Annotated in this window: 24 protein-coding genes; 12 read left to right on the top strand and 12 right to left on the bottom strand. The window is 55.9% G+C overall.

The genetic code is table 11. The features are described 5' to 3' along the window. Positions 1-53 precede the first annotated feature (53 nt). Complete coding sequence (locus OK409_RS15390) at positions 54-1277, bottom strand: MFS transporter (protein WP_264367199.1); 1224 nt, start codon at positions 1275-1277, stop codon at positions 54-56. A 300-nt stretch (positions 1278-1577) separates the two neighbouring features. Here OK409_RS15390 and OK409_RS15385 point away from each other — a divergent pair, with 300 nt between their 5' ends. After that, complete coding sequence (locus OK409_RS15385; RefSeq protein WP_010253354.1) at positions 1578-2633, top strand: AI-2E family transporter; 1056 nt, start codon at positions 1578-1580, stop codon at positions 2631-2633. Here the strand turns inward: OK409_RS15385 and OK409_RS15380 are convergent. After that, positions 2622-3305, bottom strand: a complete 684-nt coding sequence (locus OK409_RS15380; RefSeq protein ID WP_033780958.1) for a FadR/GntR family transcriptional regulator — start codon at positions 3303-3305, stop codon at positions 2622-2624. The two genes, OK409_RS15385 and OK409_RS15380, sit on opposite strands and share 12 nt — an antisense overlap. A gap of 149 nt (positions 3306-3454) precedes the next feature. Here OK409_RS15380 and uxuA point away from each other — a divergent pair, with 149 nt between their 5' ends. The 5 genes from uxuA (at position 3455) to OK409_RS15355 (ending at position 10641) form a co-directional block, all read left to right on the top strand. Continuing rightward, a complete protein-coding gene (gene uxuA / locus OK409_RS15375) occupies positions 3455-4639 on the top strand; it encodes a mannonate dehydratase (RefSeq protein ID WP_022624002.1) in 1185 nt (394 codons plus the stop codon). A 287-nt stretch (positions 4640-4926) separates the two neighbouring features. Next, positions 4927-6534, top strand: coding sequence for an EAL domain-containing protein (locus OK409_RS15370; protein ID WP_182500872.1), 1608 nt, complete (start codon positions 4927-4929; stop codon positions 6532-6534). 424 nt (positions 6535-6958) lie between these two features. Beyond that, complete coding sequence (proP, locus tag OK409_RS15365; RefSeq protein WP_010253365.1) at positions 6959-8464, top strand: glycine betaine/L-proline transporter ProP; 1506 nt, start codon at positions 6959-6961, stop codon at positions 8462-8464. 127 nt (positions 8465-8591) lie between these two features. Next, positions 8592-9569, top strand: a complete 978-nt coding sequence (gene hemB, locus OK409_RS15360; protein ID WP_010671515.1) for a porphobilinogen synthase — start codon at positions 8592-8594, stop codon at positions 9567-9569. Positions 9570-9672: 103 nt separating this feature from the next. Next, positions 9673-10641, top strand: a complete 969-nt coding sequence (locus OK409_RS15355; protein WP_010253370.1) for a sensor domain-containing diguanylate cyclase — start codon at positions 9673-9675, stop codon at positions 10639-10641. A gap of 26 nt (positions 10642-10667) precedes the next feature. Here OK409_RS15355 and OK409_RS15350 read toward each other — a convergent pair whose 3' ends face one another. Then, positions 10668-11690, bottom strand: coding sequence for an alpha/beta fold hydrolase (locus tag OK409_RS15350; protein ID WP_033785699.1), 1023 nt, complete (start codon positions 11688-11690; stop codon positions 10668-10670). 344 nt (positions 11691-12034) lie between these two features. On the opposite strand from OK409_RS15350, the gene OK409_RS15345 reads away from it, so the two are divergent. After that, a complete protein-coding gene (locus tag OK409_RS15345) occupies positions 12035-12535 on the top strand; it encodes a helix-turn-helix domain-containing protein (RefSeq protein ID WP_264367198.1) in 501 nt (166 codons plus the stop codon). Here the strand turns inward: OK409_RS15345 and OK409_RS15340 are convergent, their stop codons facing one another. Beyond that, positions 12536-13195, bottom strand: a complete 660-nt coding sequence (locus tag OK409_RS15340; RefSeq protein ID WP_010253376.1) for an epoxyqueuosine reductase QueH — start codon at positions 13193-13195, stop codon at positions 12536-12538. A 271-nt stretch (positions 13196-13466) separates the two neighbouring features. On the opposite strand from OK409_RS15340, the gene OK409_RS15335 reads away from it, so the two are divergent. After that, positions 13467-14855: a sugar porter family MFS transporter gene (locus tag OK409_RS15335; RefSeq protein ID WP_060681245.1), complete on the top strand. Its 1389-nt coding sequence runs from the start codon at positions 13467-13469 to the stop codon at positions 14853-14855. A 15-nt stretch (positions 14856-14870) separates the two neighbouring features. On the opposite strand, the gene OK409_RS15330 is transcribed toward OK409_RS15335, so the two are convergent. After that, positions 14871-15548 carry an SDR family oxidoreductase gene (locus OK409_RS15330; protein WP_010253382.1) on the bottom strand — a complete coding sequence of 226 codons (678 nt, stop codon included), beginning with the start codon at positions 15546-15548 and terminating at the stop codon, positions 14871-14873. A 228-nt stretch (positions 15549-15776) separates the two neighbouring features. On the opposite strand from OK409_RS15330, the gene OK409_RS15325 reads away from it, so the two are divergent. After that, positions 15777-16796 (top strand): LacI family DNA-binding transcriptional regulator, encoded by a 1020-nt coding sequence (locus OK409_RS15325; protein ID WP_264367197.1) that lies wholly within the window; start codon positions 15777-15779, stop codon positions 16794-16796. 58 nt (positions 16797-16854) lie between these two features. On the opposite strand, the gene OK409_RS15320 is transcribed toward OK409_RS15325, so the two are convergent. Together OK409_RS15320 and OK409_RS15315 are read right to left on the bottom strand one after the other, a co-directional pair. Further along, positions 16855-17682 carry a hypothetical protein gene (locus OK409_RS15320; protein WP_264367196.1) on the bottom strand — a complete coding sequence of 276 codons (828 nt, stop codon included), beginning with the start codon at positions 17680-17682 and terminating at the stop codon, positions 16855-16857. Position 17683: 1 nt separating this feature from the next. Continuing rightward, positions 17684-17881: a hypothetical protein gene (locus OK409_RS15315; protein WP_033773307.1), complete on the bottom strand. Its 198-nt coding sequence runs from the start codon at positions 17879-17881 to the stop codon at positions 17684-17686. A 292-nt stretch (positions 17882-18173) separates the two neighbouring features. On the opposite strand from OK409_RS15315, the gene OK409_RS15310 reads away from it, so the two are divergent. After that, the gene (locus tag OK409_RS15310; protein ID WP_031593468.1) at positions 18174-19160 is read left to right on the top strand and encodes an aldo/keto reductase; all 987 of its coding nucleotides are present in this window, start codon (positions 18174-18176) and stop codon (positions 19158-19160) included. Between the two features lie 5 nt (positions 19161-19165). On the opposite strand, the gene OK409_RS15305 is transcribed toward OK409_RS15310, so the two are convergent. After that, the gene (locus OK409_RS15305) at positions 19166-20350 is read right to left on the bottom strand and encodes an NAD(P)/FAD-dependent oxidoreductase (RefSeq protein WP_010671506.1); all 1185 of its coding nucleotides are present in this window, start codon (positions 20348-20350) and stop codon (positions 19166-19168) included. Between the two features lie 243 nt (positions 20351-20593). On the opposite strand from OK409_RS15305, the gene pitA reads away from it, so the two are divergent. Continuing rightward, positions 20594-22096, top strand: coding sequence for an inorganic phosphate transporter PitA (pitA, locus tag OK409_RS15300; RefSeq protein WP_031292107.1), 1503 nt, complete (start codon positions 20594-20596; stop codon positions 22094-22096). Between the two features lie 37 nt (positions 22097-22133). Here pitA and uspB read toward each other — a convergent pair whose 3' ends face one another. Further along, the gene (gene uspB, locus OK409_RS15295; protein WP_010253393.1) at positions 22134-22469 is read right to left on the bottom strand and encodes a universal stress protein UspB; all 336 of its coding nucleotides are present in this window, start codon (positions 22467-22469) and stop codon (positions 22134-22136) included. A 416-nt stretch (positions 22470-22885) separates the two neighbouring features. Between uspB and uspA the strand changes: the two genes are divergently transcribed. Further along, positions 22886-23323 carry a universal stress protein UspA gene (uspA, locus tag OK409_RS15290; protein WP_010253396.1) on the top strand — a complete coding sequence of 146 codons (438 nt, stop codon included), beginning with the start codon at positions 22886-22888 and terminating at the stop codon, positions 23321-23323. Positions 23324-23373: 50 nt separating this feature from the next. On the opposite strand, the gene rsmJ is transcribed toward uspA, so the two are convergent. The 3 genes from rsmJ to OK409_RS15275 form a co-directional block, all read right to left on the bottom strand. Beyond that, a complete protein-coding gene (rsmJ, locus tag OK409_RS15285; RefSeq protein ID WP_010253398.1) occupies positions 23374-24120 on the bottom strand; it encodes a 16S rRNA (guanine(1516)-N(2))-methyltransferase RsmJ in 747 nt (248 codons plus the stop codon). 8 nt (positions 24121-24128) lie between these two features. Then, the gene (prlC, locus tag OK409_RS15280; RefSeq protein WP_154210742.1) at positions 24129-26171 is read right to left on the bottom strand and encodes an oligopeptidase A; all 2043 of its coding nucleotides are present in this window, start codon (positions 26169-26171) and stop codon (positions 24129-24131) included. Positions 26172-26321: 150 nt separating this feature from the next. Next, positions 26322-26489 (bottom strand): hypothetical protein, encoded by a 168-nt coding sequence (locus OK409_RS15275; protein WP_172608845.1) that lies wholly within the window; start codon positions 26487-26489, stop codon positions 26322-26324. Between the last annotated feature and the right edge of the window lie 28 nt (positions 26490-26517).

Below are 26517 nucleotides of genomic sequence, written 5' to 3'. Positions count from 1 at the left end.
ATCGGTTTATCTGTGTCTGAAAAGACGTTCTGGCCCGCTGCTGGGCCATTTTTTTATCCTGAAGAATCGTCTGCTGCCGGCAACACCGCCTGACGCCGCTGCATGCGCAGCGTGCAGAAAAAAGCGACGCAGACCAGCAGCGCCGTGAGCAGGTAGACGCGTGAGACACCCGCATAAGTCATGATGAATCCGGCAAGTGGCCCGGTTATCCCCAGCGACAGATCCATAAAGGCGGTGTAGGTCGCCAGCGCGCTGCCCTGATTCTGCTGCGGCACCACTTTTACCGCAACCACGCCCAGCGCCGGGAATACCAGCGAGAACCCGGCACCGGTCAGAAATGCGCCTGCTTTTGCCATCCAGGGATCACCCGCTACGGCCACCAGAAACAGTCCGGCGGCTTCAACCGCCAGGCAGATGCTGGCGACCCGCAGACCGCCGTGGCGGTTAATCGCATTCGGGAACAGCAGGCGCGCGCCGACGAAAGCGCCGCTGAACAGGGAGAGCGCAAAGGCGGCCCCTTCCCAGCCTTTATCCTGATAGAACAGGGTAATAAAGGTGGCGATGACACCGAAACCCGCCGAACCCATCGCCAGAATCGCACCAAAACCGGCGATTTTCCCCAGCACCGCACGAAACGGCAGGGGTCTGGCCCGGCTGGCTTTTACGGCCGGACGCGGCACCGCGCAGACGATGCCCACCACGCAGATAGCAACAATGACCAGCGACAGCCACAGCAGGCCACCCGCCCGGAATATCACCACGCCGAGCGGCGCGCCAATCGCCATCGCGCCATAAGTGACGATGCCGTTCCAGGAGATGACCCGGCCAATGTGAAGCGAACCCACCCGCGCCACACCCCACAACGAGGTGCCGGTGCCGGTAAAACTCTGGCCCACGCCCAGAATCAAGCGGCCCACGCAGAGCAGCGTCAGGCTTAACAGCGGTGATTCGATGAGCGCCGCCAGCAAAATACACAACCCGCTGATCAGACAGCCCACCAGGCCGGTCACCACCACTTTCTTTGGCCCCCAGAGATCGGCATAGCGTCCGGCGTGTGGGCGGCTCAGCAGCGTCGCCACATATTGCAGGCTGATCACCAGGCCCGCCCAGAATGCGCTGAAGCCCAGCTGGTCATGCACCCATCCTGGCAATACCGCCAGCGGCAGACCGATAGTGAGATAGCTGGCAAAGTTGTAGGCCACGATAGAGAGGATCAGCAGAGAGATGTTCAGGTTTCCGGATGGGGTGTTCGGTTCCGCTGCAGGCTGTTCAGGCATGAGTCCTCGCGCTCGTATTTGGCTGAATGATAAGGTTTATCCTTTAACTATACCCGCTTTCACCACTGGTGCCTCTTAATGACACGGTTATCGGGCGGCTGCCCCTGCCCGGACGTGCAGCAGAAAGCCGGGTAAAAACCGGCACAATGGGGAGTTGCTGCTCTGCCGCGATAGCTGAGTTCTGTGGCGCTGATTACATCATCCACCTGCCACCGCGCTTTACCGTTTCTCTGATAAATCAGATTGTTAATTTTGTTTCAGCTACACTTTCAACAGCCAATTTACGTTACGAGAGAAAGAATGAGCGAGCTGCAACGGGAAAAGATCGGACAAAATATTCTGATAAAACTGGCGATGCTGGTCATTATCCTCGCCGGGGTTCGGGCAGCGTCAGACATTCTGGTCCCGCTTCTGCTGGCGGCGTTCTTTGCCATTGTGCTTAATCCACTGGTGACGATGCTGATGCGTCGTGGCTTCCGCCGTGGACTGGCGATTGGGCTGGTGATCACGGTAATCTTCTGCGCTCTCGTGCTGCTGGGTGCCATTATTGCCAGCTCAATGAGTGAGTTTTCCGATCTCTATCCGCAACTGCGTGCCACCATGGAGCAGAAAATGACGGTGCTGCAACATCTGGCGGCGGGCTTTCATCTCAATATTTCAACCGATGCGCTGGTACAGCGTTTCGATCCTAATACCATGATGAACCTGGCTACCGTGGCGCTGAGCGGCTTTTCCGGCGCGATGACCAATACCGTGCTGCTGGTGCTGACCGTGGTCTTTATGCTGTTTGAGGTCCATCACCTGCCCTATAAAATGCGCAACGCGCTGGTGAATCCGAAAATTCGCATCGCCGGACTGCATAAAGCGCTGAAAGGCGTCACGCACTATCTGGCGCTGAAAACCCTGGTGAGTCTGATAACCGGCATCGCGGTCTGGCTGAGTCTCTATCTGCTGGATGTGAAGTTTGCGCTGTTATGGGGTGTCGTGGCGTTTATCCTCAACTTTATTCCCAATATCGGCCCGATTATCGCTGGTATCCCGCCCTTCCTGCAGGCGTTGTTACTGAACAGCCTGTTTGATGCCGCGATGGTGGCGGCGCTGTTTACCGCGATTCATATGGTGTTTGGCAATATGCTGGAGCCGCGCCTGATGGGGCGCGGTCTTGGCTTATCGACACTGGTGGTGTTTCTGTCGCTGGTGTTCTGGGGCTGGCTGCTCGGTCCGGTCGGCATGCTGCTCTCGGTGCCGCTCACCAGCATTACTAAAATTCTGATGGAGACCACGCCAGGCGGCAGCCGTCTGGCGATTATGCTGGGCACCGGACGACCTAAGCGGGCGCGGGCATTAACCAAGTAGCCGCTGCTGCACGTGCTGGAGATGGCTCTCCATCGCCTGACGGGCTGCTGCTTCATCGCCCGCCACAATCGCATTGGCGATCTGCTGATGGTCAGCGTTCATCTCCTGCGCGAAGCTGTTATCGGCATAATGGCGCTCCAGTCGCTGCACATGCGGGCTGTGGCGCCGGTTCCATAACTGCTCCAGCAGGTCACGTAATACATCATTGCCGCTCATCTCACTGATCAGCAGATGGAAGCGCTTGTCCTGCTCCAGAAAGGCCGCGTCGTTTTCATTGTACTGCTGCAGTTCAGCGGTCAGCGCCAGCAGTGCTGCACGCTGAACGGTGGTGCCGTTACGTGCGGCAAATCCTGCCAGCATCCCTTCAAAGGCTTCACGCGCCTGCAACAGATCCTGCAGACTGCAGGTTTCGCTCTCGTGCGGAACCACGGCTTGCGGCAGCGGCTGGGCGACGTAAACGCCGTTGCCCGTGCGGATATCGACCCAGCCGGTCATCTCCAGCGCAATCAATGCTTCACGCACTGATGAACGACTGACACCCAGCTGTTTTGCCAGCTCACGCTCCGGTGGCAGCAACCCACCTGCCACAAAGTCACCGCGCGTGATACCGGCCATGATGACGTTGGCGATCTGACGGTACAGGCGCTCGGTTTTTATTACTGGCAGCGTCATCACCCTCTCCTCTGATTGCACGTAAAAGCGATCTCTTCACCGATGCAGTTTGTCATGCTGCGATCCGGATCACGGCCCTGTTTTTTCCACTATCATACTCTTGGTCCAGCGGCCTGACCACTGGGCCACATCACAGTTGAGGAGTAAAAATGGAACATACATGGCGATGGTACGGCCCCAACGACCCGGTCTCACTGGATGATGCGCGTCAGGCGGGCGCGACCGGCATTGTGACGGCGCTGCACCATATCCCTAACGGCGAGGTATGGCCGGTTGAGGAGATTAAAGCGCGTCAGGCACTGCTGGCGGAAAAAGGTCTGGTCTGGTCGGTGGTAGAGAGCATCCCGGTCCATGAGGCGATTAAAACCCAGCGTGGTGACTACCTTCGCTATATCGCCAATTATCAGCAGTCGATACGCAATCTGGCCGCCTGCGGCATTGATACCGTCTGCTACAACTTCATGCCGGTGCTGGACTGGACCAGAACCGACCTCGCCTGGACGCTGCCGGATGGCGCAAAAGCGCTGCGCTTCGACGCCGACGCTTTCGCGGCCTTCGAGCTTTATCTGTTGCAGCGTCCGGGGGCGGAGCAGGATTACAGCGCTGCCGAGCAGCAGGCCGCCGCTCAGCGCTTTGCCGCCATGAGCGCAGAAGAGAAAAGCACCCTGGTGCGCAATATTATCGCCGGTCTGCCAGGCGCCGAAGAGGGTTACACCCTGGAGCAGTTTCAGGCGCAGCTGACGCAGTATGACGGCATCGACAAAGCGAAACTGCGCGAGCATATGGCCACCTTCCTGCGCGCCATCGTGCCGGTTGCGGAGGAAACGGGCGTTAAACTGGCGGTGCATCCGGATGACCCACCACGTCCTATTCTGGGCCTGCCGCGCATTATTTCTACCCAGGAAGATATGCAGTGGCTGAAAGAAACCGTGGACAGCCTGCACAACGGTTTCTGTTTCTGTACCGGCTCCTATGGCGTGCGTGCCGACAACGCGCTGGTTGAGATGGCGGAAACCTATGCCGACCGCATTAACTTTATCCATCTGCGCGCCACGAAACGCGAGGCAAACCCGGCCAGCTTCCATGAAGCGGCGCATCTGGCGGGCGACGTCGATATGGTCAGCGTGATCAAGGTTATTCTGGCGGAAGAGCAGCGCCGCCGTCGGGCGGGCAACCTGCGGGCGATTCCCATGCGTCCCGATCACGGCCATCAGATGCTGGACGACCTGCATAAGCGCACCAATCCCGGTTATTCCGCCATTGGCCGCCTGAAAGGCCTTGCCGAACTGCGCGGCGTTGAAGTAGCGCTGAAACAGATCTATTTTGCCGATTAAATAAAACGTCCTGCCCTGCGCCCGCCCTGTGACGGGCCAGGGTCTCTCCTGGCCACTGCGGCGGATCGGCCTTTTGCCCTGCCTGCCTCCCGTTTTCACCTGATTGTTTTGCTGCATCGCAACGAAAACCAAACAATCTGTCAAAAAATGCAATGTCTGGTCGATAATTGACCTTAGTCAGTTCTCCTGATCGCAAAAACGCTAATCTGCACCGCCCGGAGAGATGCTATGCTGCGCCACTGATCAGCACCTCCGCATAACACCAATAATACTCAGAGGATTCAGCGGTGCCGCTACTGAAACGAAAACGCGACTACGCCAGGCTGGTGATTATTATTTCCGGCGTGCTGCCTCTGATTATTGGCATTTTTTTCACCGCCCTGGATGCGCGCCACACCGTGCATCAGCAGCAGGTCACCGCGGCGAATACGCTGTTATCTCAGGCTGAGAGAATGAGCGACAGCGCCTGGGATATGATTACCGTGCTGCGCCAGTTTCATCATCAGCCCTGCAGCCAGATTGAAAACCAGTTGCAGCGCATTGGCTCGCTAAACCCCTATTTTCGTGCGATCGGTAAAATGGAGCAGGATCACATCGCCTGCTCATCGGTGTATGGTTCACGCCCAGGCCTGCTGAAAGAGATGATCATGCGCGACGCGCCGGTTACCGGAAAAGCCTGGTGGAGTCTGTCCATTGCCGGAACAACGGGCGTACCGAATCGTCCGGCCGTGATTTTTATGCGCGATTTGCCCGATGGCGAGGGATTCTGGGCAGTGATTGATGGCCAGTATCTGATCGATTTTATGCGCGCGATCAGCAGCAGCCATCTCTATCATTTCAGCATGACGTTCAGCGGCGGCGCGCCGATCTCGTTTGGCGATCCGCACATCGCCGCGTCCAGCTGGTTTGAACCCATGATTTATCAGGCTATCTCCCATCGCTATCCGCTCTCTGTCACCCTCATTGCCTCACCCTCTGAACTGATCTCGGCCTGGCGTCAGGTGATGTTTATCATCATGCCGATGGCCGCTATCTTCTCTATTCTGCTGATGATGCTGATGGCGAACTGGCTGAAACGGCGTATTTCATGGCGCGATGAGATTCGCCGGGCCATCACCAGCGGCCAGTTCAGGGCGCACTATCAGCCGGTCTACGATAACCGGCTGCAACGCTGCAGCGGCGCTGAAGCCCTGCTGCGCTGGACAACGCCCGACGGTAAAGGCGTGCGGCCAGATATTTTTATCGGCGCAGCAGAAGCGGAAGGCATGATTGTGCCGCTGACCCGCCATCTGCTCGATTTAATTGCAGAGGATGTGCAGGCGTGGCAGGTTGAGCCCCATTTCCACCTGGCCATTAACGTGGCGGCGGATCATCTGCAGCATCCTGACTTTGTCGACGATATGCTGCAGTTTGCCGAACGGATCAAAGATAAGCAGTTCCTGATTACCCTGGAGCTGACCGAACGCAGCCTGATCAAAGATGGCGCTGAGGTGGCTCGCAAGCTGGAGCAGTTACGTGGTTGCGGAATGAAGGTCGCGATTGATGATTTTGGGACCGGTCACTGTTCGCTGAGCTATTTACAGACCTTCACGATAGATTATCTGAAAATCGATCGCGGCTTTATCAACGCGATTGAATCTCTGGAAGGCAGAACGCCGGTGCTGGACGCCATTATCCAGCTCAGCCATGAGCTTGAGCTGGAAGTGCTGGGAGAAGGCGTTGAGACCGCGTTACAGTTCAGCTATCTGCAACGGCGCGGCGTGGTCTTTATCCAGGGCTATTATTATGCCCGCCCGATGGACAACACGGCGCTGGTTGCCTGGCTGACCGATCGGGGCGAACAGCCGATTGAGCGGGAGCTGGCTCTTCAGACCCGGCAGGAACCCGACGTCTGAACCAGAGCAGATTGCAGCTGAACCGCCAGTCGAGCAACATTCACTCATCTTTCTGCTCTCCGCCCTGTGATGCAAAGCGGATAACCGCTTCCGGTGCCAGCATGGCCCGTAACTTCCCTCTCTTTGACCCTGTTTTGCTGAAAAAAACGGCGGTCGTCACGCTCAGTGATAATTTTTCTGCGGTTGCAAACAGCTCTATTTGTTGTAAAAACAGGCCGGATGTAGCCCAAACATGACAGATATCACACAAAAACGGTATACTCTGTCGCTGTTCGCAATAATCACAACAGTAATTATTGTGTCTGCCGGCGCATAAACAGTGCTTATTTACGGCTATGCTTAAATTTCTCAACGCAGCGGTCTGAACGACTCACACCCGGCTCGCGCCGTTGAGGACTTTCGTGTTCCAATACAGGGTAATTCTATGAAATTGCGTAGGAAGCGTGTAAAACCAATTGGGATCGATGATGTGACTATCATCGATGATACCCGTTTACGTAAAGCCATCACCGCGGCCTCTCTGGGCAACGCGATGGAGTGGTTCGACTTCGGTGTTTATGGCTTTGTGGCCTATGCGCTGGGTAAGGTCTTTTTCCCGGACGTTTCGCCGGGCGTTCAGATGATAGCGGCGCTCGCCACTTTCTCTGTTCCTTTCCTGATTCGCCCGCTGGGTGGACTGTTCTTCGGTATGCTGGGCGACAAATATGGTCGTCAGAAAATCCTCTCCATCACCATCATCATCATGTCGGTCAGTACTTTCTGTATCGGCCTGATACCGTCCTACGCCTCCATCGGCATCTGGGCTCCTATTCTGCTGCTGTTAGCGAAGATGGCTCAGGGCTTCTCGGTGGGCGGTGAATATACCGGTGCCTCAATCTTTGTGGCCGAATATTCGCCTGACCGTAAACGCGGCTTTATGGGAAGCTGGCTCGACTTTGGTTCGATTGCGGGCTTCGTGCTCGGTGCGGGCCTGGTGGTGCTGATTTCCTCCATTATCGGAGAAGAGAGTTTCCTTGAGTGGGGCTGGCGTCTGCCGTTCTTCGTCGCGCTGCCGCTGGGAATTATCGGTCTTTACCTGCGTCATGCGCTGGAAGAGACCCCGGCATTCCAGCAGCACGTGGACAAACTGGAACAGGGCGACCGCGAAGGCCTGCAGGATGGTCCACAGGTATCGTTTAAAGAGATTGCGACCAAACACTGGCGCAGCCTGCTCTCCTGTGTCGGTCTGGTTATCGCCACTAACGTCACCTACTACATGTTGCTGACGTACATGCCGAGCTACCTGTCACATAACCTGCACTACAGCGAAGACCACGGTGTGATGATTATCATCGCCATCATGATCGGTATGCTGTTTGTCCAGCCAATGATCGGCATGATGAGTGACCGTTTCGGCCGTCGTCCGTTTGTCATCATCGGCAGTATCGCCCTGATGATCTTCGCGATTCCTGCCTTTATGATGATCAACAGTGGCGTACTCGGACTGATTTTTGGTGGTCTGCTGCTGCTGGCAGTGATCCTCAACGCCTTTACTGGCGTGATGGCCTCTTCACTGCCTGCGATGTTCCCGACGCACATCCGCTACAGTGCGCTGGCGAGTGCGTTTAACATCTCGGTACTGGTTGCCGGTCTGACGCCAACGCTGGCTGCCTGGCTGGTAGAAACGACCAATAACCTCTACATGCCAGCCTACTATCTGATGGTGGTGGCAGTGATTGGTCTGATTACCGGTCTGTACATGAAAGAAACTGCCAATAAGCCCCTGAAAGGCGCGACACCGGCGGCTTCTGATATGGAAGAAGCGCGCGAAATCCTGCAGGAACATCACGATAACATCGAGCACAAAATCGAAGATATCGACGAAGAGATCTCCCGTCTGGAAGCGAAACGTAAAAACCTGGTGCAACAGCATCCGGATATCAACGAGTAATCGTTCTGCTCTCCCGCCGCCCGGCGGGAGAGTTCTTTTCCCCTCTCCTGACCGCACACAAACCTTCATCCCTCGCGGGCAAAGGGAGTAAACTGTTGTCACTTTTTTCACCTGCGTAAGAATGAAAATGTCTGATTATTCCCTTATCCAGCGCCCAAGAAGATTGCGCGCCAGCGCCTCAATGCGTGAAATGTTCCAGGAGTCCTCACTGAGCCTGAACGATCTGGCTCTGCCCATCTTTGTTGAAGAAGAAGTCGACGATTACAAAGCGATTCAGGCGATGCCTGGCGTGATGCGTATTCCGGAAAAACGTCTCGCCTATGAAATTGAGCGCATCGCCAAAGCGGGTATCCGCTCGGTGATGACCTTCGGTATTTCGCACCATACCGATGCCACCGGCAGCGATGCCTGGAACGAGAACGGTCTGGTGGCACGTATGTCCCGCATCTGCAAAGATACCGTGCCAGAAATGATCGTGATGTCTGACACCTGCTTCTGTGAATACACCAGCCACGGCCACTGTGGCGTGTTGTGTGATCACGGCGTCGATAACGATGCAACCCTGGAAAACCTGGGTAAGCAGGCCGTCGTTGCCGCCGCAGCCGGTGCGGATTTCATCGCCCCGTCAGCGGCGATGGATGGTCAGGTTGAGGCGATTCGCCGGGCACTGGACGCGGCGGGCTTCACTCAGACCGCCATCATGTCCTACTCCACCAAATTCGCCTCCTCGTTTTACGGCCCGTTCCGTGAAGCGGCCGGAACGGCGCTGAAAGGCGACCGTAAAACCTACCAGATGAACCCGATGAACCGCCGTGAAGCGATCCGTGAATCGCTGCTCGACGCGGCGCAGGGCGCGGATTCACTGATGGTGAAACCGGCAGGTGCTTATCTGGATATCCTGCGCGATATCCGTGAACGTACCGAATTGCCGCTGGCGGCTTATCAGGTGAGTGGTGAATACGCGATGATCAAATTCGCCGCTCAGGCCGGTGCCATTGATGAACGCAATGTGGTGCTGGAAAGCCTGGGTGCGATTAAACGCGCCGGTGCAGACCTGATTTTCAGCTATTTCGCCCTTGATCTCGCCGAACAAAAAGTGCTCTGATCCCCTCCTTATAAAGAGCGTGATGGCTATGTCACGCTCTTCTTCTTCGCCGTAAGGCAAACACCAGAACCTGGCTTGAGCTAAAAAAATAAAGGGCTCTGTGATGAAAGCACCTGAAATCGCTGCCGACGAGGCACAACGTTTATCGCAGTTGCGTGCGCTGAACATAATGAACACACCAGCGGAAGAACGATTTGATCGTTTAACCCGTCTGGCGCGCCGCCTGTATGACGTTCCTATCGCGTTAGTCAGCCTGCTGGAAGCTGACCATCAGTGGTTTAAATCCGCTCAGGGCTATGAACCCGCAGGATCGCCCCGCGACATCTCCTTTTGCGGTCATGCCATCCTGCAGGATGAGATCATGATCGTTGAAGATGCCGCAGAAGATGAACGTTTTTATGATAATCCGCTGGTTACCGGCGAACCGCATATCCGCTTTTATGCCGGCTGTCCGCTGCGGGCACCGGGCGGCGCTAAAATGGGTACCCTCTGTATCATTGGTCGTGAACCGCGTCAGTTTAATGAAGAGGATCAGGCCACGATGCGCGACCTGGCCGCCATGGCCGAAGCGGAACTGGTCGCCTTTCAGACTGCCACCTGTGATGAACTGACGCAGATCACCAATCGTCGCGGCTTTATGACGCTGGGACAGATGGTGCTGAACGAGTGCCGGCTGAAAAACCGGCCTGCCTGCCTGACCTTTCTCGATCTCGACAAATTTAAGCAGATTAATGACACGCTGGGCCACCGCGAAGGCGACCGGGCGCTGATGGACTTTGCCGATGCGATGAAAGTGGTGTTTAAGCATTCGGATCTGTTTGCCCGTCTGGGTGGCGATGAGTTTGTGGTGCTGTTTAATGGTCTGCAGCAGCAGCAGAGCGAAGCGCTGCTCCTGCAGTTTGACCGTTATCTGCAACAGCAATCAGTCAGTCTGAACCGCCGTTACCGCCTGCAATTCTCGTCCGGCGTCGTGGAGTTTGACGCGGCGCATCCGCAATCGCTGGAGCAGTTGCTGCACGACAGCGATGAGCAGATGTACCTCAGTAAAAAGCAGAAACGCGTGGCGATCTAAGGTCAGGCGCCGCAGCGCCTGACGGTTCAGGGACGCGCCAGATCGTCGAGCAGCGTCTGGTTAAATTTTGCCGGCTCTTCCATTTGCGGCGCGTGTCCCATACCGGGGAATTCGATTAAGCGCGCCCCCGGAATGCGTTTTGCGACCTCTTTCCCCAGTACCGCGTAATCACCCAGCCGGGCTTTCACCTCTGCCGGGGCGATATCACTGCCGATGGCAGTCGTGTCTGAGGTGCCGATCATCAGCGTGGTGGGCACTTTCAGATCGCCGAATTCATAAAATACGGGCTGCGTGAAGATCATGTCGTAGATTAAGGCGGAGTTCCACGCCACCTTCTGGTGGCCTGGCCCGCTGTTGAGTCCGGCCAGCATATCAACCCACTTGTCATATTCGGGTTTCCAGCGACCGACATAGTAGGTCTGCTGCTCATACTTCTTAATGCCCTCTGCGCTGAGTTTGAGTTCGCGCTGATACCACTGATCCACGGATCGCCACGGTGCGCCTTTGGCTTTCCAGTCCTCCAGCCCGATCGGGTTAACCAGCACCAGCTTCTGCGTCTGTTCCGGGTACATCAGCGCATAACGTGTTGCCAGCATTCCGCCAGTGGAGTGACCCATAATCACCGCCTTCTTCACACCCAGCCGGGCGAGCAGCTGATGGGTGTTATCTGCCAGCTGCTGAAAACTGTACTGGTAACTGGCTGGCTTAGTGGAGCTGCAGAAGCCAATCTGGTCGGGCGCGATAACGCGATATCCCTGCTGACTGAGTGCGCGAATGGTCTCTTCCCAGGTCGCGCCACAGAAGTTTTTACCGTGCATCAGCACCACGGTTTCGCCGTTGGCCCGTTGCGCCGGTTTCACATCCATATAGCCCATACTCAGCGGCTGCTGCTGGGATTTAAAATCAAAATGCTGCAACGGATAGGGGTATTGAAATCCTTCCAGCTGTTCGCCATACACACCAGCGGCACTGGCCGGTGCATGAGCAAATAACGCCAGCGAGGTGAGCAAGGCGGCAAGCGGTTTTTTCAGCGCGTATGTCGGGCTCATCCGGGGGGTTCTCCAGGTTAAAGGTGAGCCGTAAGCCTGGCATGTCGCAGCCAAAAATCTATTGATGTGCCGTGCTATAGCCGTGATTACAGAGATTCCGGCAAGGTAAACCGTGAGTCTGGCTGCGGACTCACGGCTCATTTTGATTATTGTCCCGCGGAACCACTTATTCATTCACCTACAATTACCAACAGATTAATCACAATTCATCTTTTTTATTAATAACACCCCCTCAAATGAATATCTTCAGAGATAACGATTAAAATCCTGAAAAATCTTTACGCAAAGAATAAGCACATTAAGATAAATATTTTAGAATCTTCTTAAATCAAACAGGGGGTTCTATGAACGAAAATAAATATAACGAAAGCGTGATCGTCTCTATCACTGAGTGGATTAATAATAATCTGGACCAGCGTTTAAGCGTTGATGATATTGCAGAAAAGGCGGGTTACTCTAAGTGGTATTTACAGAAACTTTTTGCCCGTTATCATAATGAAACCCTGGCGCGATATATTCGTAAGAAAAAGCTTAACGCCAGTGTTCATGATTTAAAAAACAGCCGCACGCCCATCATCAGCCTGGCGCTGAAATACCATTTTGAAAGCCAGCAATCTTTTACCCGATCTTTTAAGCAGATTATGGGTTGCACGCCGAGCGTCTGCCGTAAACGTCTGATGAAGGACGAGGCAAAGCAGCAGCTGGACGACGTTGATGATCCCTGTGCGTTGTGCAGTTACGGTCGGGCGGAAAGCATAAAGCAGAGCTGTGGCGTAACAGTCCGGCCTGTTACGCGCTCAGCGCGCAGATATGCGCCGGCAGACGCTTTCCGCGATCCAGGTTAATCAGGATTCATCCGGCTGATAATATTGCACACCAATCTTAATACGCTCACGTCCCTGGGTGACGCGATGACGATTGGTGTCGCGCAGTGAATAGACACAGCCACAATATTCCTGCTGATAGAAACTCTCGCGCTTGCTGATTTCAATCATGCGCGACGACCCACCACCTTTACGCCAGTTAAAATCCCAGTACATCAGATCCGGATACGCCGCCGCTGCGCGGACTCCGCAGCTGTTAATCTGCTTCATATCTTTCCAGCGCGAAATACCCAGGCAACTGGTCATCACCGGAAAGCCGTTCTCATGGGCATAGAGTGCCGTACGTTCAAAGCGCATATCAAAGCACATGGTGCAGCGTTCACCCCGTTCCGGTGACCACTCCAGGCCGCGCGCCCGCTCAAACCAGTTATCCCGGTCATAGTCCGCATCAATAAACGGCACACCAAATTTTTCGGCAAAGCGAATATTCTCCTCTTTACGCAGCTCATACTCTTTGAGCGGATGAATATTCGGGTTGTAGAAATAGATCGTGTATTCAATGCCGGATGCCAGCATCGCTTCCATCACCTCACCCGAGCAGGGTGCGCAACAGGAGTGCAGCAGGACTTTTTTATGGCCGCCCGGCAGAGGCAGCGGCTGACGCTGGAAAGGTTCAGACATAAGCACCTTCAATCAATAGCAGTAAAGCGGCAGTGTAATGCCGCAGGCGGGTAGTTGCAAAACCTGACCTGACGCGCCCTGTTTTGCGTAATCGTGCCCCGGCCGCAGTTTCCCTCTCCTGAACCAACCCGCTGATCTCTGATGCTTTCTTATCGCAGCAATGCTGTGTGGCACCGGTGATAGCCGGAAGTGTGATCGCCCCCACACTGGCATCGACTATGTTTACATAACATTAACAATATTGACACAGAACCCCCGCAAGGAGACTCGCATGGTCGCGGCAAAAAAATCGGGAAATCAACAGAACCGCTTTACCTGGTTCGTCTGTTTTATGGCTGCGCTGTCCGGCCTGCTGTTTGGTCTGGATATCGGCGTCATTGCAGGTGCCTTGCCGTTTCTGGCGAAGGATTTGCAGATCACTAACCATCAGCAGGAGTGGGTAGTGAGTTCGATGATGTTTGGCGCGGCGCTGGGCGCACTGGCGGCGGGCTGGATGTCATCAAAGCTGGGACGGAAGAAAAGTATGCTGGCGGGCGCGACGCTGTTTGTCATTGGCTCGCTGTGGTCAGCCTTCTCACCGGATGTGGAGTTGCTGGTCTGTGCCCGCGTGATGCTGGGTCTGGCGGTTGGGATCGCCTCTTACACCGCGCCACTCTATCTGGCGGAGATTGCGCCTGAACGTATTCGTGGCTCAATGATTTCGATGTACCAGCTGATGCTGACCACCGGCATTGTCGTGGCCTATCTCTCCGACACCGCGTTCAGCTACAGCGGTAACTGGCGCGGGATGCTCGGCGTGATCGCCATTCCGGCGGTGATCCTGTTTATCGGCGTGCTGTTTCTGCCCAACAGTCCGCGCTGGCTGGCGGCGCACGGACGCTTTAACGAGGCGCAGCGGGTGCTGGATCGGCTGCGTAACAGCAGCGAACAGGCCCGGGAGGAGCTGGAAGAGATCCGGGAAAGCCTGCAGGTGAAGCAGCGCGGCTGGTCGCTGTTCCGTTCTAATGGCAATTTCCGCCGCGCGGTGTGGCTGGGTATGCTGCTACAGGTTATGCAGCAGTTTACCGGCATGAATGTGGTGATGTATTACGCGCCTAAAATCTTCAACATCGCCGGCTTCTCCAGCACCAGTGAGCAGATGTGGGGCACGGTGATTGTCGGGCTGGTCAATATGCTGGCCACGCTGATTGCGATCTTCTTTGTCGATCGCTGGGGTCGCAAGCCGATGCTCACCACCAGTTTTCTGGTGATGGCGGTTGGCATGGGCGTGCTGGGAACGCTATTGCACATCGGCGTTGAAACAGATTTCCGCAAATACTTTGCTGTCGCGATGCTGCTGATGTTTATCGTCGGCTTTGCGATGGCGGCCGGGCCGGTGATCTGGCTGCTCTGTTCAGAGATTCAGCCGCTGAAAGGGCGTGATTTCGGCATTACCGCCTCCACCACCACTAACTGGGTCGGCAATATGATTGTTGGCGCCACCTTCCTGACCATGCTGGATCAACTGGGTAATGCCAACACCTTCTGGTTCTACGGCGCGCTCAACCTGGTGTTTATCGTGCTGACGCTGATGCTGGTACCGGAGACCAAACATGTGACGCTGGAGCACATTGAACGCAATCTGATGAAGGGTAAAGCGCTGCGTGACATCGGGGCGTAACCGCCCCGCTTCAGCCTACCACTGCAGTTGCTGGCCGGCGTAATCGACGTAGTGATGACCACCACGACCGCGCCACTGGATCAGCTGCTGGACGATACCGGCGGCACTCTCTTCTGCCGTCAGGGGCGCACTCTCGCCGCCCATATCCGTTTTCACCCAGCCGGGATGCAGCGTCAGCAGCGTCCCGCTCTGCGCTTCCACTGCCGGTGTCAGCGTGCGGCTCAGCATATTCAGTGCGGCTTTGCTTGCCGAGTAAATCGGCATCTGCGCCTCCGGATTTTCATTCAGGCTGCCGAGCTGGGATGAGGTCAGCGCCAGCACGCCATCCTGTTTCAGCAGCGGCAACAGGATCTCTGCGCTGCGAACAGGGGCTATCGCATTGGTCAGGAACAGTTGCGCCAGCGCCTGATCGTCACTCTGCGACACTTTCTGGTGCGCAGGCCCGGAAATCCCGGCGTTAATCAGAATCGCATCGAACGACTTGCCACTGAGCTGGCTGGCAAACTGTTGAACCGCTGATGAGTGGGTCATATCCAGCGAATGCCAGTGAATGTCTGGCCGGTTACCCTGCTCCGGGATGCCACTACGATGCGTGGCCGTGACCTGCCAGCCCTCATCGGCAAAGGCCTGCGCCACCGCGAGACCGATACCGCGTGAAGCACCAATAATCAGAACCTCTTTTTGCTGAGCCATATTCATTCCTCGTTGATTGTCTCGTCACAAGCTTAACGGTAAATCTGCCCAGGCAGCGGCCAGTTGTGCTTTTTAGCCAGACGACCGCACTGCAGGTAAAACCCCACGGCGTAGCGCTGTTGATGGCTTTCCATCATTAAATCGCTTTATCTTTTACTTTTAACCGGTTAGAAGAGATAAACAGTCTGGCAGGCAGCAGTCAATTTGCCATTTTCGCATGGAGTCTGAATGAAAAAGCTCACCTTAGAGGTGGTGGCAAAAATGGCAGGCGTCGGGATTGCGACGGTCGATCGGGTGCTGAATGAGCGCGGCGGCGTCTCCCTGGAGACCAGCCGTAAAGTCCTGAAAGCCGCACGCGAAGTGGGGCTGAAGCGTCTGCTGCCAGAGGAGTACCAGCATCCGTGGCAGATTGAGGTGTTCCTCAGCAATAACGGCTCATCCTTTTTTCAGCAGCTCACCACCCATTTCAGCGAGGTCGCCAGTCAGCTTGGCTATCGCCGCCTGAAACTGCACAAAACCCTGGTGGCCGAAGCGCAGCCTGAGCTGCTGGCGCAAAGCATTATCGCCCGCAGCAGCACCCGCGACGGCATCATTGTTTTTGCGCATGACTCGCCGCCCATCTATCGGGCACTGGCGCTGTGCCGCAGCCGCAATGTGCCGGTAATCACCATTGTCACCGATCTGCCCGATGCCGACCGCTTGTGTCATGTTGGCATCGACCAATATCAGGCGGGACGTACAGCCGGACTGCTGATGAGTAAGACAGTGAATCAGCCCGGCGACATTCTGATGGTCAGTGGCCGTTTTGATTACCGCGCCCATCGTCAGCGCATCGCGGGATTTCGTGAGGCCATGGAGCAGCGCGCGCCGCAGCGTCATCTGCGTGAAGTGCTGTCGGGTCAGGATCAGCGGGAAACCATCCGCAGTGAGCTGGCCCGCCATCTGCGTCCGTCGCAGGCGATTGCAGGGGTCTATAACACCGGCATGGGGAATAGTGATGTCAGCGACACCCTGCGCGCCCACCAGCTGCTGGGTAAATGCACCTACATCACCCATGAGCTTTATGATGTCACCCGCCAGCTACTGCTGAACGATGAAGTGGCCTTTACCCTGGACCAGCATGCTCAGCAGCATGCCCGTTTAGCGATTGATCTGATGCTGAGTCATCTCGAAACCGGCTATCAGCCGGATGTCTATCAGGCGGGGAAAGTGGCCTTTCGGCTGTTTACGGCGGAAAATATGGTGTGAGGTGGAATCTGTTTCCCCTGATGAAGCGCTGTCATTAAGGGAAACAGATCGGGCTCGATTAACCCGCGGCATCCCGGCTTTCATCGTCCGGGCTGTCCGCATCGTCATTACCCTGGCTCTTCTCCACTTCCTGCGGATGTCCCATTGAAAGCGCCGTGGCGCTGGCCGGATCGAACAGTGACAGACTCTCAATCTGGTCAACCATGATCACTTTACGGAACGACATCGCATCTTTGGGTTTCGAGTCGAGCGTGATGCCATGCTCGGCGTACCACTTGCTGTAGTTATGTTCCACCGCCAGCTTCAGCGTCTTGCTGTCGCGATATCCGCTCAGCATCGGGATCAGCACGATGTTTTTGGTGCTTTCATATTCAAAGGTCGAGGCATGAACCATGCCGATGTAAATGCGGCGCGACTTCAGCGTAATCCACGCCAGTTCGCCCTCTTCCATGCATTGAAACAATAATTGCTCCACGCCATTGGAGCGTGACAGTCGCTGATAGAGGTCTTTACGACCGGAAACGTTCAGTCGTGCGCTGCCTGCCCAGTTTGAGCGATAGAGACAGAGCAGAATGGCAAAGGCGAGCATGATCACCACCGGAGCCTGGATGCCCAGGAAACTCCAGTTCATAAACTCCACCTGCCACTTCAGATGAACGCCGGGGATCATCTGGACGGCGTTGGCGATGCCGGAGATACAGAGCAGCAGTAACCAGACGATGCCGGTCGCGAACACACCCTGCAGGACGAAAATACAACCGTAAAGCGCGACCAGGAAATAGACATCCCAGCCCGACGAACGACGGATTTTAAAGCGGCTGTTCAAATCACGGCTGGTGTACCAGTAACCACTGACCATCAACACCATAAATATTGCGGTACCCACCTCACACTCCCTTTAACGTATTCACGTGGCGGGAAAAATCTTCATGGACTTCCTCGCTCAGCGTGTTAACCGAGATATTACCGTTTTCATCAATGATGATGCGCTCACCTTCAGCGATAGAATCGTTGATATCCTGACGGGTCATGATCTGCAAAAACTTCTCGGGACTGGCAAAGACCGACTTAACAAATTTAAACATGGCGATCCACTTATTGGCCTGAAAATTGAAGTATGTGACCGAATCCACACTCTCGCCTGTTTAATTTCGGGTGAAATTTCTTAAAATCAATTAATTAGCGAAGCGGTAGTGGCGTTGCCCATGCCGTTTTCCGCTGAAATCTTCAACGTAACCAGCAGCATGGCGTAGCAGCATCGCATTTTTACCGTGCAGGTCTGCAACGACGTCACATCGCCTCTCTGCCAGGAAGCGCTAAGCTCATTGGTTAGCCGCTTTCTGTCACCCTGTCTGAAACGCATCGAGGAATGTTTGCATGAAACTACGAACACTGGGCCGTACCGGTCAGCGCGTCTCCGAAATTGGCTTTGGCGCATGGGCCATTGGCGGAACCTGGGGGGAAGTGAGCATGGAGGATGCCAAAGCCGCGCTGAATGCTGCGCTGGATGCGGGCATCACCTTTATTGATACCGCCGATGTCTATGGCGATGGCCGTTCCGAAAAAATCATCGCAGAAGTGCTGAATCAGCGCGGCGGTGAACGTCCGTTTGTCGCCACCAAGCTGGGGCGTCGCCTCTCGCCACATGTGGCTGAAGGTTACAATGCTGAAAACCTCAACGCCTTTATTGACCGTTCACGCGAGAACCTGCAAACCGACACGCTGGATTTAGTGCAGCTGCATTGCCCGCCGACCGAGGTCTACTACAACCCGGACGTCTTTGCGGTGATGGATGAGATGGTCGCTGCCGGAAAAATCCGTCACTACGGTGTCTCCGTTGAGAAAGTTGAAGAAGGTCTGAAGGCGCTGGAGTTTCCAAACGTCTCGTCAATTCAGCTGATCTACAACATTTTCCGCCAGCGTCCGGCTGAACTGCTGCTGCGTGAAGCGAAACGCCGTGATGTGGCGATCATCGCCCGTGTGCCGCTGGCGTCGGGCCTGCTGACCGGCAAAATGCGTGCCGATAGCGTGTTTGCCGCTGACGACCACCGCACCTTTAACCGTAATGGCGAAGCGTTCGATAAAGGCGAGACCTTTTCCGGCGTGCCTTATGAGGTGGCGCTGGAGGCGGTTGACGAGATTCGCCGCTTTGTCACTGGCGACACCACCATGGCGATGTTTGCCCTGCGCTGGATCCTGATGAACGAAGATGTCAGCGTGGTGATCCCTGGCGCGAAAAACCGCGAACAGGCTGAAGCCAATGCCCGCGCCAGCGATGTCGATGCGCTCTCTGCAGATACGATGGCGGCGCTGAAGCAGATCTATCAGGAGAAGATCGCACCTCACGTGCATCAGCGCTGGTAAGCGCCTTACAACGCCTGGGCGCAGGCCCAGGCGGAACTCCACGCCCACTGGAAGTTATAGCCGCCCAGCCAGCCGGTGACATCAGCCACTTCACCAATAAAGTAAAGTCCCGGCACCGCGCGCGCCTCCATCGTTTTCGAGGAGAGCTGTGTGGTATCCACGCCGCCCAGCGTCACTTCAGCAGTTCGATATCCCTCGGTACCGTTTGGCTGAATGCGCCAGGCGTGCAGCGTCTGCGCCAGCTCGGTTTGCTGTTTGCTGTTGAGCTGCTTCAGGGTGATATCCGGCACCACCTTCAGCGCCTGTAATACTTCCACCAGACGCTTCGGCAGGATTTTCGCCAGGCTGTTCTTCAGGCTGAGATTCGGGTGTGCTTCACGCTGCGCCGTCAGAAACGCCTCAAGCGGCGTGGCAGGCGACAGATCGATGGTGACGAATTCTCCGGGTAGCCAGTAGCTGGAGATTTGTAACACCGCCGGGCCGGAGAGGCCGCGGTGGGTAAACAGCATCGCCTCTTTGAAGCGGGTGCCATCCTGCGCATCGATAGTGGTCTCCAGCGCGACGCCTGACAGCGTCTGCAACTGCTCCAGCAGCGGTTTGTGCAGGGTAAAGGGCACCAGCGCCGCCCGCGTCGGGAAGACGCTCAGCCCGAACTGCTCCGCTATTTTATAGCCAAACGGCGTGGCGCCCAGGCCTGGCATCGACAGACCGCCGCTGGCGATGACCAGCTTCTCCGCCTGAACCGTGCTGCCGTTAAGTTGCAGGGTATAGCCGCTTTCATCGCGCGCCACGCTGAGCACTTCACTGCGCAGCCGCAGGGTGACATTGCCCTTGTCACATTCGGCCAGCAGCAGATCGACAATCTGCTGGGCGGAGTCGTCGCAGAAGAGCTGGCCCAGGGTTTTCTCGTGCCAGGCGATGCCGTGGCGATTAACCAGATCGATAAAATCCCACTGGGTATAACGCGCCAGCGCCGATTTACAGAAATGAGGATTGTGCGACAGATACGCCGCCGGTTCGGTGTAGAGATTGGTGAAGTTGCAGCGGCCACCGCCAGACATCAGAATTTTACGTCCCGGCTTTTTGCCGTTATCCAGCAGTAACACGCGGCGTCCCCGCTGCCCGGCCTGGGCGGCGCAGAACAGCCCTGCGGCACCGGCACCAATGATGATAACGTCAAACTGTTCCACTACGACTCGCTCACTTAACTGGAAAGGCGCAGATTGTAGTGATCTGCTCACTGAGACGCCAGCGTCAAAAAAATGCCGCAAATGTGTCATATTGTATCTGTCTAATATCTAACCCTTTTTCTCTGAGTTACCCTTACGCCTTACATCGAAAGGTTAAATTAGCGCTATATTTTCCTTTCCCATACAGCACGTTGTCGCGGATAATGCGCCGCGTTCATGTCCTCCAAAAATGGCGTAACGTTTATGCTACATCTGTTTGCTGGTCTAGACCTCAGTACTAGCCTGTTATTGGTTCTTGCCCTGCTGTTTGTATTGTTTTACGAAGCGATCAACGGTTTCCACGACACGGCCAACGCAGTTGCGACGGTCATCTATACGCGTGCCATGCGTGCCCAGCTTGCTGTGGTCATGGCGGGTGTATTTAACTTCCTTGGCGTGCTGCTCGGTGGATTGAGTGTCGCTTACGCTATTGTTCATATGCTTCCCACCGATCTGTTGTTAAATGTTGGATCGGCTCACGGTCTCGCCATGGTGTTTTCTATGCTGCTGGCGGCGATTATCTGGAACCTCGGCACCTGGTATCTCGGTCTGCCGGCCTCCAGCTCCCATACGCTGATCGGCGCCATTATCGGTATCGGTCTGACCAACGCCCTGATGAGCGGAACCTCGGTGGTTGATGCGCTCAACATCCCGAAAGTGCTGAACATCTTCCTTTCTCTGATCCTGTCGCCGATTGTCGGCCTGGTGATGGCGGGCGGCTTAATCTTTATACTGCGTCGCTACTGGAGCAATACCAAAAAGCGTGCGCGTATTCATATGACGCCTGCTGACCGTGAGAAGATCGACGGCAAGAAAAAGCCGCCGTTCTGGACCCGTATCGCCCTGATTGTTTCGGCAATTGGCGTGAGTTACTCCCACGGTGCGAATGACGGTCAGAAAGGGATCGGCCTGATCATGCTGGTCCTGATTGGCGTGGCACCTGCTGGTTTCGTGGTGAATATGAATGCCTCCGGTTACGACATCACGCGAACCCGCGATGCAGTCAATCACCTGGAGCAGTATTATCAGCAGCATAACGCCTCGCTGACCCACATCATCCAGATGGCACCGCCTAAGCTGCCAACGCCGGAAGAAGTGCCAGCAAGCAGCCCGCAGGAGTTCCATTGTGACAGCGCGCGCGCATTACAGGCGGTACAGGGTGCGCAGGTGTTGCTGAATAACCTGCAGAGCTACGATCAGCTGACGGTTGATCAGCGCGGTCAGATGCGTCGTCTGCTGCTGTGTATCTCCGATACCGCTGATAAAGCGGCTCGTCTGCAGGAAACCTCGCCAGATGACAAACGCTTCCTCAATAAGCTGAAAAGCGACCTGCTTGGCACCATCGAGTATGCGCCTATCTGGATTATTGTGGCCGTCGCGCTGGCGCTGGGCATCGGCACCATGATTGGCTGGCGTCGTGTTGCCACCACCATTGGTGAGAAGATTGGTAAAAAAGGCATGACCTATGCGCAGGGAATGTCAGCACAGGTGACAGCAGCGCTGTCGATTGGCGTCGCCAGCTATACCGGCATGCCCGTCTCCACCACGCATATCCTCTCCTCATCGGTTGCCGGTACCATGCTGGTCGACGGTGGCGGGCTGCAGAGCCGGACCATCAAGAACATCGCCATGGCGTGGATCTTCACCCTGCCGGTCTGTATTCTGCTGTCAGGTTCGCTCTACTGGATTGCCTTAAAACTGGTGTGATGCCAGCAAAAAAAAGGGCGACGCAAGTCGCCCTTTTTTAATGCCAGATCGCCAGCGCCACCAGACTGATGACCACCAGTCCGCACAGCGCACTGGTCAGCATAAACTGCCCACGCACCCGCTCGCAGCGCCGGATAAACTCATCGTCGTGATGATCAAGATAGCGCTTTGCCCAGATATAAGTGACCAGCCGCACCTGCTTGCTCGGCTGACCATGAGAGGTGAAAAAACCCGCCCCATCGACATACTGATACAGCAGCGGATCACAACCGCGTAATACCGCCAGCAGAGCGCGCAGAGATGAAAAATAGCGCGCCATATTCACGATACACACCACGCAAAGCGCCCAAAAAAGCGCAATAGTGCTGATCATATTCTCCCCCTCCCGGCTGGAATCGCAGCAACAGGCCCAGCGTCAGACACTGAGTCCACCTGCAGAAATAACCAGCCACTGAATCACCGGACTGCGAAAGTTTTTCGACCCCCTGAGCGGTTGCGAATCGGACCGCCTTTTTTCAGTGTAGGAGAAATCTTTACATTTTTTCCAACGATGATTTTCGTTCAGCGCGAGTAAATCTGGCATAGCCTTGATCTTATTCATAAGCCAGGCGGCAACGGCAGCATTTACAGTGGGAGAAGGCTATACTGAGGACATAACAACATCATCACCTGCAATGCAGGTAGACACTTTGGTGGCGCTCATCGCCCGCTCGCGCAAGGGATTTCGCTAAGCTGTGACGCGGCAGGAACACCGGATGCCATCCTTAACCTCGTGAAAGGAGTTTTATCATGGCTTATAAACATATCCTGATTGCAGTAGACCTTTCTCCCGAAAGCCAGTTGCTGGTGGATAAGGCCGTCTCGCTGGCTCGTCCGTACGATGCCAGAATTTCCCTGATTCACGTTGATGTCAATTACTCCGACCTCTACACCGGCCTGATTGATGTCAACTTAGGGGATATGCAGAAGCGTATCTCTGAAGAGACGCATGCGGCGCTGAAAGGATTGTCAGATGCGGCGGGCTACCCGATCAGTGAGACGCTGAGCGGCAGTGGCGACCTCGGCCAGGTACTGGTTGACGCGATCAGAAAATATGACGTTGACCTTGTAGTATGTGGTCATCATCAGGATTTCTGGAGCAAGCTGATGTCCTCAGCCCGTCAGCTGATCAACACCGTGCATATCGACATGCTGATTGTGCCGCTGCGCGATGAAGACGAGGCGTAATTTCGTCGTATAAATGATTAAAGCCGGCGCAGAGCCGGCTTTTTTATGCTTTAAAGCGGTGGGTAAATATCAAAGCGATGGCTTTTGGTTACCACGGCCGCCTGCGTCACAATACCCGCCAGCGGCGGTGCATAGTCTGGCCGTTTAACCACGATGCGTTTCTTCGCCAGCCGGCGAGCGGGTTCCAGTAATGCGTCAGCATCTTCATCCGGCCCCACCAGCGACTGAAACACCCGCATCTCCTTTTTCACCAGCGCACTTTTCTGGCGATGGGGATACATAGGATCGAGATAGACCACATCCGGCGGCGGCGTGATATCCCCCAGCGCCTGTGCGCTGGCCGCATGAATCAGCGTCAGCCGATCGCGCAGCCAGGGGCCAATTTCCGCATCCTGATACCCGCGCTGCAATCCATCTTCCAGCAGCGCAGCGACAACCGGATGACGCTCCAGCATTCGCACCCGGCAGCCCAGCGCCGCCAGTACAAACGCATCTCGTCCCAGCCCGGCGGTGGCATCGACCACATCCGGCAGATAACCGCCTTTGATGCCGACCGCTTTGGCGACGGCTTCGCCGCGTCCACCGCCGAAGCGACGGCGATGGGCCATCGCGCCAGTGACGAAATCAACAAAAATGCCGCCCAGCTTTGGCTCATCACGCTTGCGCAGTTCAAGGTGCGTCGGGGTCTGCACCAGCGCCAGCAGTGCGTCTTCATCGTGCTCCAGCTGCCAGCGCTGCGCTAAACGTGATAAGGCGCCGTCTCCGGCGCCTGATTCATCGAGCAAACAGATTTTCACGAACCGACTTATCCCTGAATGCCGTAATGTTCCAGCATCGCATCGAGCTTCGGTTCACGGCCACGGAAGCGTTTGAACAGCTCCATCGGCTCTTCAGAACCGCCACGCGTCAGGATGTTATCCAGGAAGGACTGACCGGTTTCACGGTTGAAGATGCCCTCTTCCTCGAAGCGGGAGTAAGCATCCGCCGCCAGCACGTCTGCCCACAGATAGCTGTAGTAACCCGCCGCATAGCCACCGGCAAAGATGTGGCTGAAAGCGTGCGGGAAACGGCCCCATTCCGGACCCGGAACCACTGCCACGCGGCTTTTTACTTCGCGCAGGGTTTCCAGAATCTGAGCACCTTTCTCCGGATTAAACTCGGTATGCAGGCGGAAATCGAACAGGCCGAACTCCAGCTGACGCAGGATAAACAGCGCAGCCTGATAGTTCTTCGCCGCCAGCATTTTATCCAGCAGCTCTTTCGGCAGCGGTTCGCCGGTTTCAAAGTGGCCCGAGATAAAGGCCAGCGCATCCGGTTCCCAGCACCAGTTCTCCATGAACTGGCTTGGCAGTTCGACTGCATCCCATGGCACACCGCTGATACCGGAGACGCCAGGCGCTTCGATACGGGTCAGCATGTGATGCAGGCCGTGACCAAACTCATGGAACAGGGTGATCACTTCGTCATGGGTGAACAGCGCAGGTTTGCCTTTCACCGGACGGTTAAAGTTACAGGTCAGGTAGGCAACCGGCTTCTGCAGGCTGCCATCGGCTTTACGCATCTGGCCGACGCAGTCATCCATCCAGGCACCGCCACGTTTATGTTCGCGGGCGTAGAGATCGAGATAGAAGCTGCCGCGCAGTTCGCCGGTTTCATCGAACAGATCGAAGAACTTCACGTCAGGATGATAAACCTCAACGTCGTTACGCTGCTTCGCCGTGATGCCGTAAATGCGTTTCACCACTTCAAACAGACCGGCGACCGCACGCTCTTCCGGGAAATAAGGGCGCAGTTGCTCATCGCTGATGGTGTAGAGATGCTGCTTCTGCTTTTCACCGTAATAGGTGAGATCCCACGGATTAAGCTCGGTCACGCCGTGCTCTTTACGGGCAAAGGCGCGCAGCTGCTCCAGCTCTTTTTCACCCTGCGGACGGGCGCGTTCCGCAAGGTCATTAAGGAAGTCGATTACCTGGGACGGGCTTTGCGCCATTTTGGTCGCCAGCGATTTATCGGCGTAGGAGTCGAAGCCCAGCAGCTGTGCCAGCTCGTGACGCAGCGCCAGCTCTTCCGCCATGATTGGGCCGTTATCCCATTTACCGGCGTTCGGACCCTGATCGGAGGCGCGCGTCGCATAGGCGCGATACATCTCTTCACGCAGCGCGGCGTTGTCGCAGTAGGTCATGACCGGCAGATAGCTTGGGATATCCAGCGTCAGCAGCCAGCCTTCCTGCTCTTTGGCTTCAGCCTGTGCTTTAGCCGCCGCCAGCGCGCTTTCCGGCATGCCGGCCAGCTCGCTTTCATCGGTAATCAGCTTGCTCCAGCCCATGGTGGCATCAAGCACGTTGTTGCTGTAAGCCGAACCCAGCTCAGAGAGGCGCGCGGCGATTTCGCCGTAGCGCTGCTGTTTATCTTTTGGCAGGCCGATGCCGGAGAGTTCGAAATCACGCAGGGCATTATCGACCGCTTTCTTCTGCGCCAGATCCAGTGCAGCGTACTGATCGCCCTCTTTCAGGTTGCGATACGCCTGATAGAGCCCTTCATGCTGACCAACCCAGGTGCTGTATTCAGAGAGCAGCGGCAGCGTCTGCTCATAGGCTTCACGCAGCTCCGGGCTGTTTTTCACCGCATTAAGGTGGCTGACCGGTGAGAAGATACGGCTCAGGCGATCGTCGGTTTCCGCCAGCGGCTGAACCAGATTATCCCAGGTATACGGCGCACCCTGCGCCACGACTTTTTCGACTTCTGCGCGACAGTGGCTCAGCACTTCCGTCACGGCAGGCACCACATGTTCAGGCTTAATGACAGAAAAAGGGGGTAGCGTAAAAGATGTCAGTAGCGGATTGGTCATAGCGCAGTCCTTTATAGATGTATGGGGCGCAGCGGGTCGCGCAACGCAATCTAAGTAACATGCGGCTTAGTGTAGCGAAAATCAATGGCAGCCAGGATGAGGTGGGGAAGAAACGCGCGAATAGCAGCACGGAAGATGCACGCTTTTATCTCATGCACGTAATGCTGGCTGGCGCGTCGGGGAAGATTTGCGGTCGCTTTCCGTGACTGCGTGCCGGGAACCACACGCCCCGCCCTGAGCGGCTCGCGGTAATCCCGATTTGTTATCACGCTTCTGGCCCATCAGTGGGTCATCCCTGATATAATCGCGGATTCTCATGCTTTTCCTGCGTCGGTTGCTGTGCGTC

Source organism: Pantoea sp. RG18 (assembly GCF_025910075.1).
Lineage (GTDB): Bacteria > Pseudomonadota > Gammaproteobacteria > Enterobacterales > Enterobacteriaceae > Pantoea > Pantoea agglomerans.
This window is presented reverse-complemented; position numbering and strand designations above follow the sequence as displayed.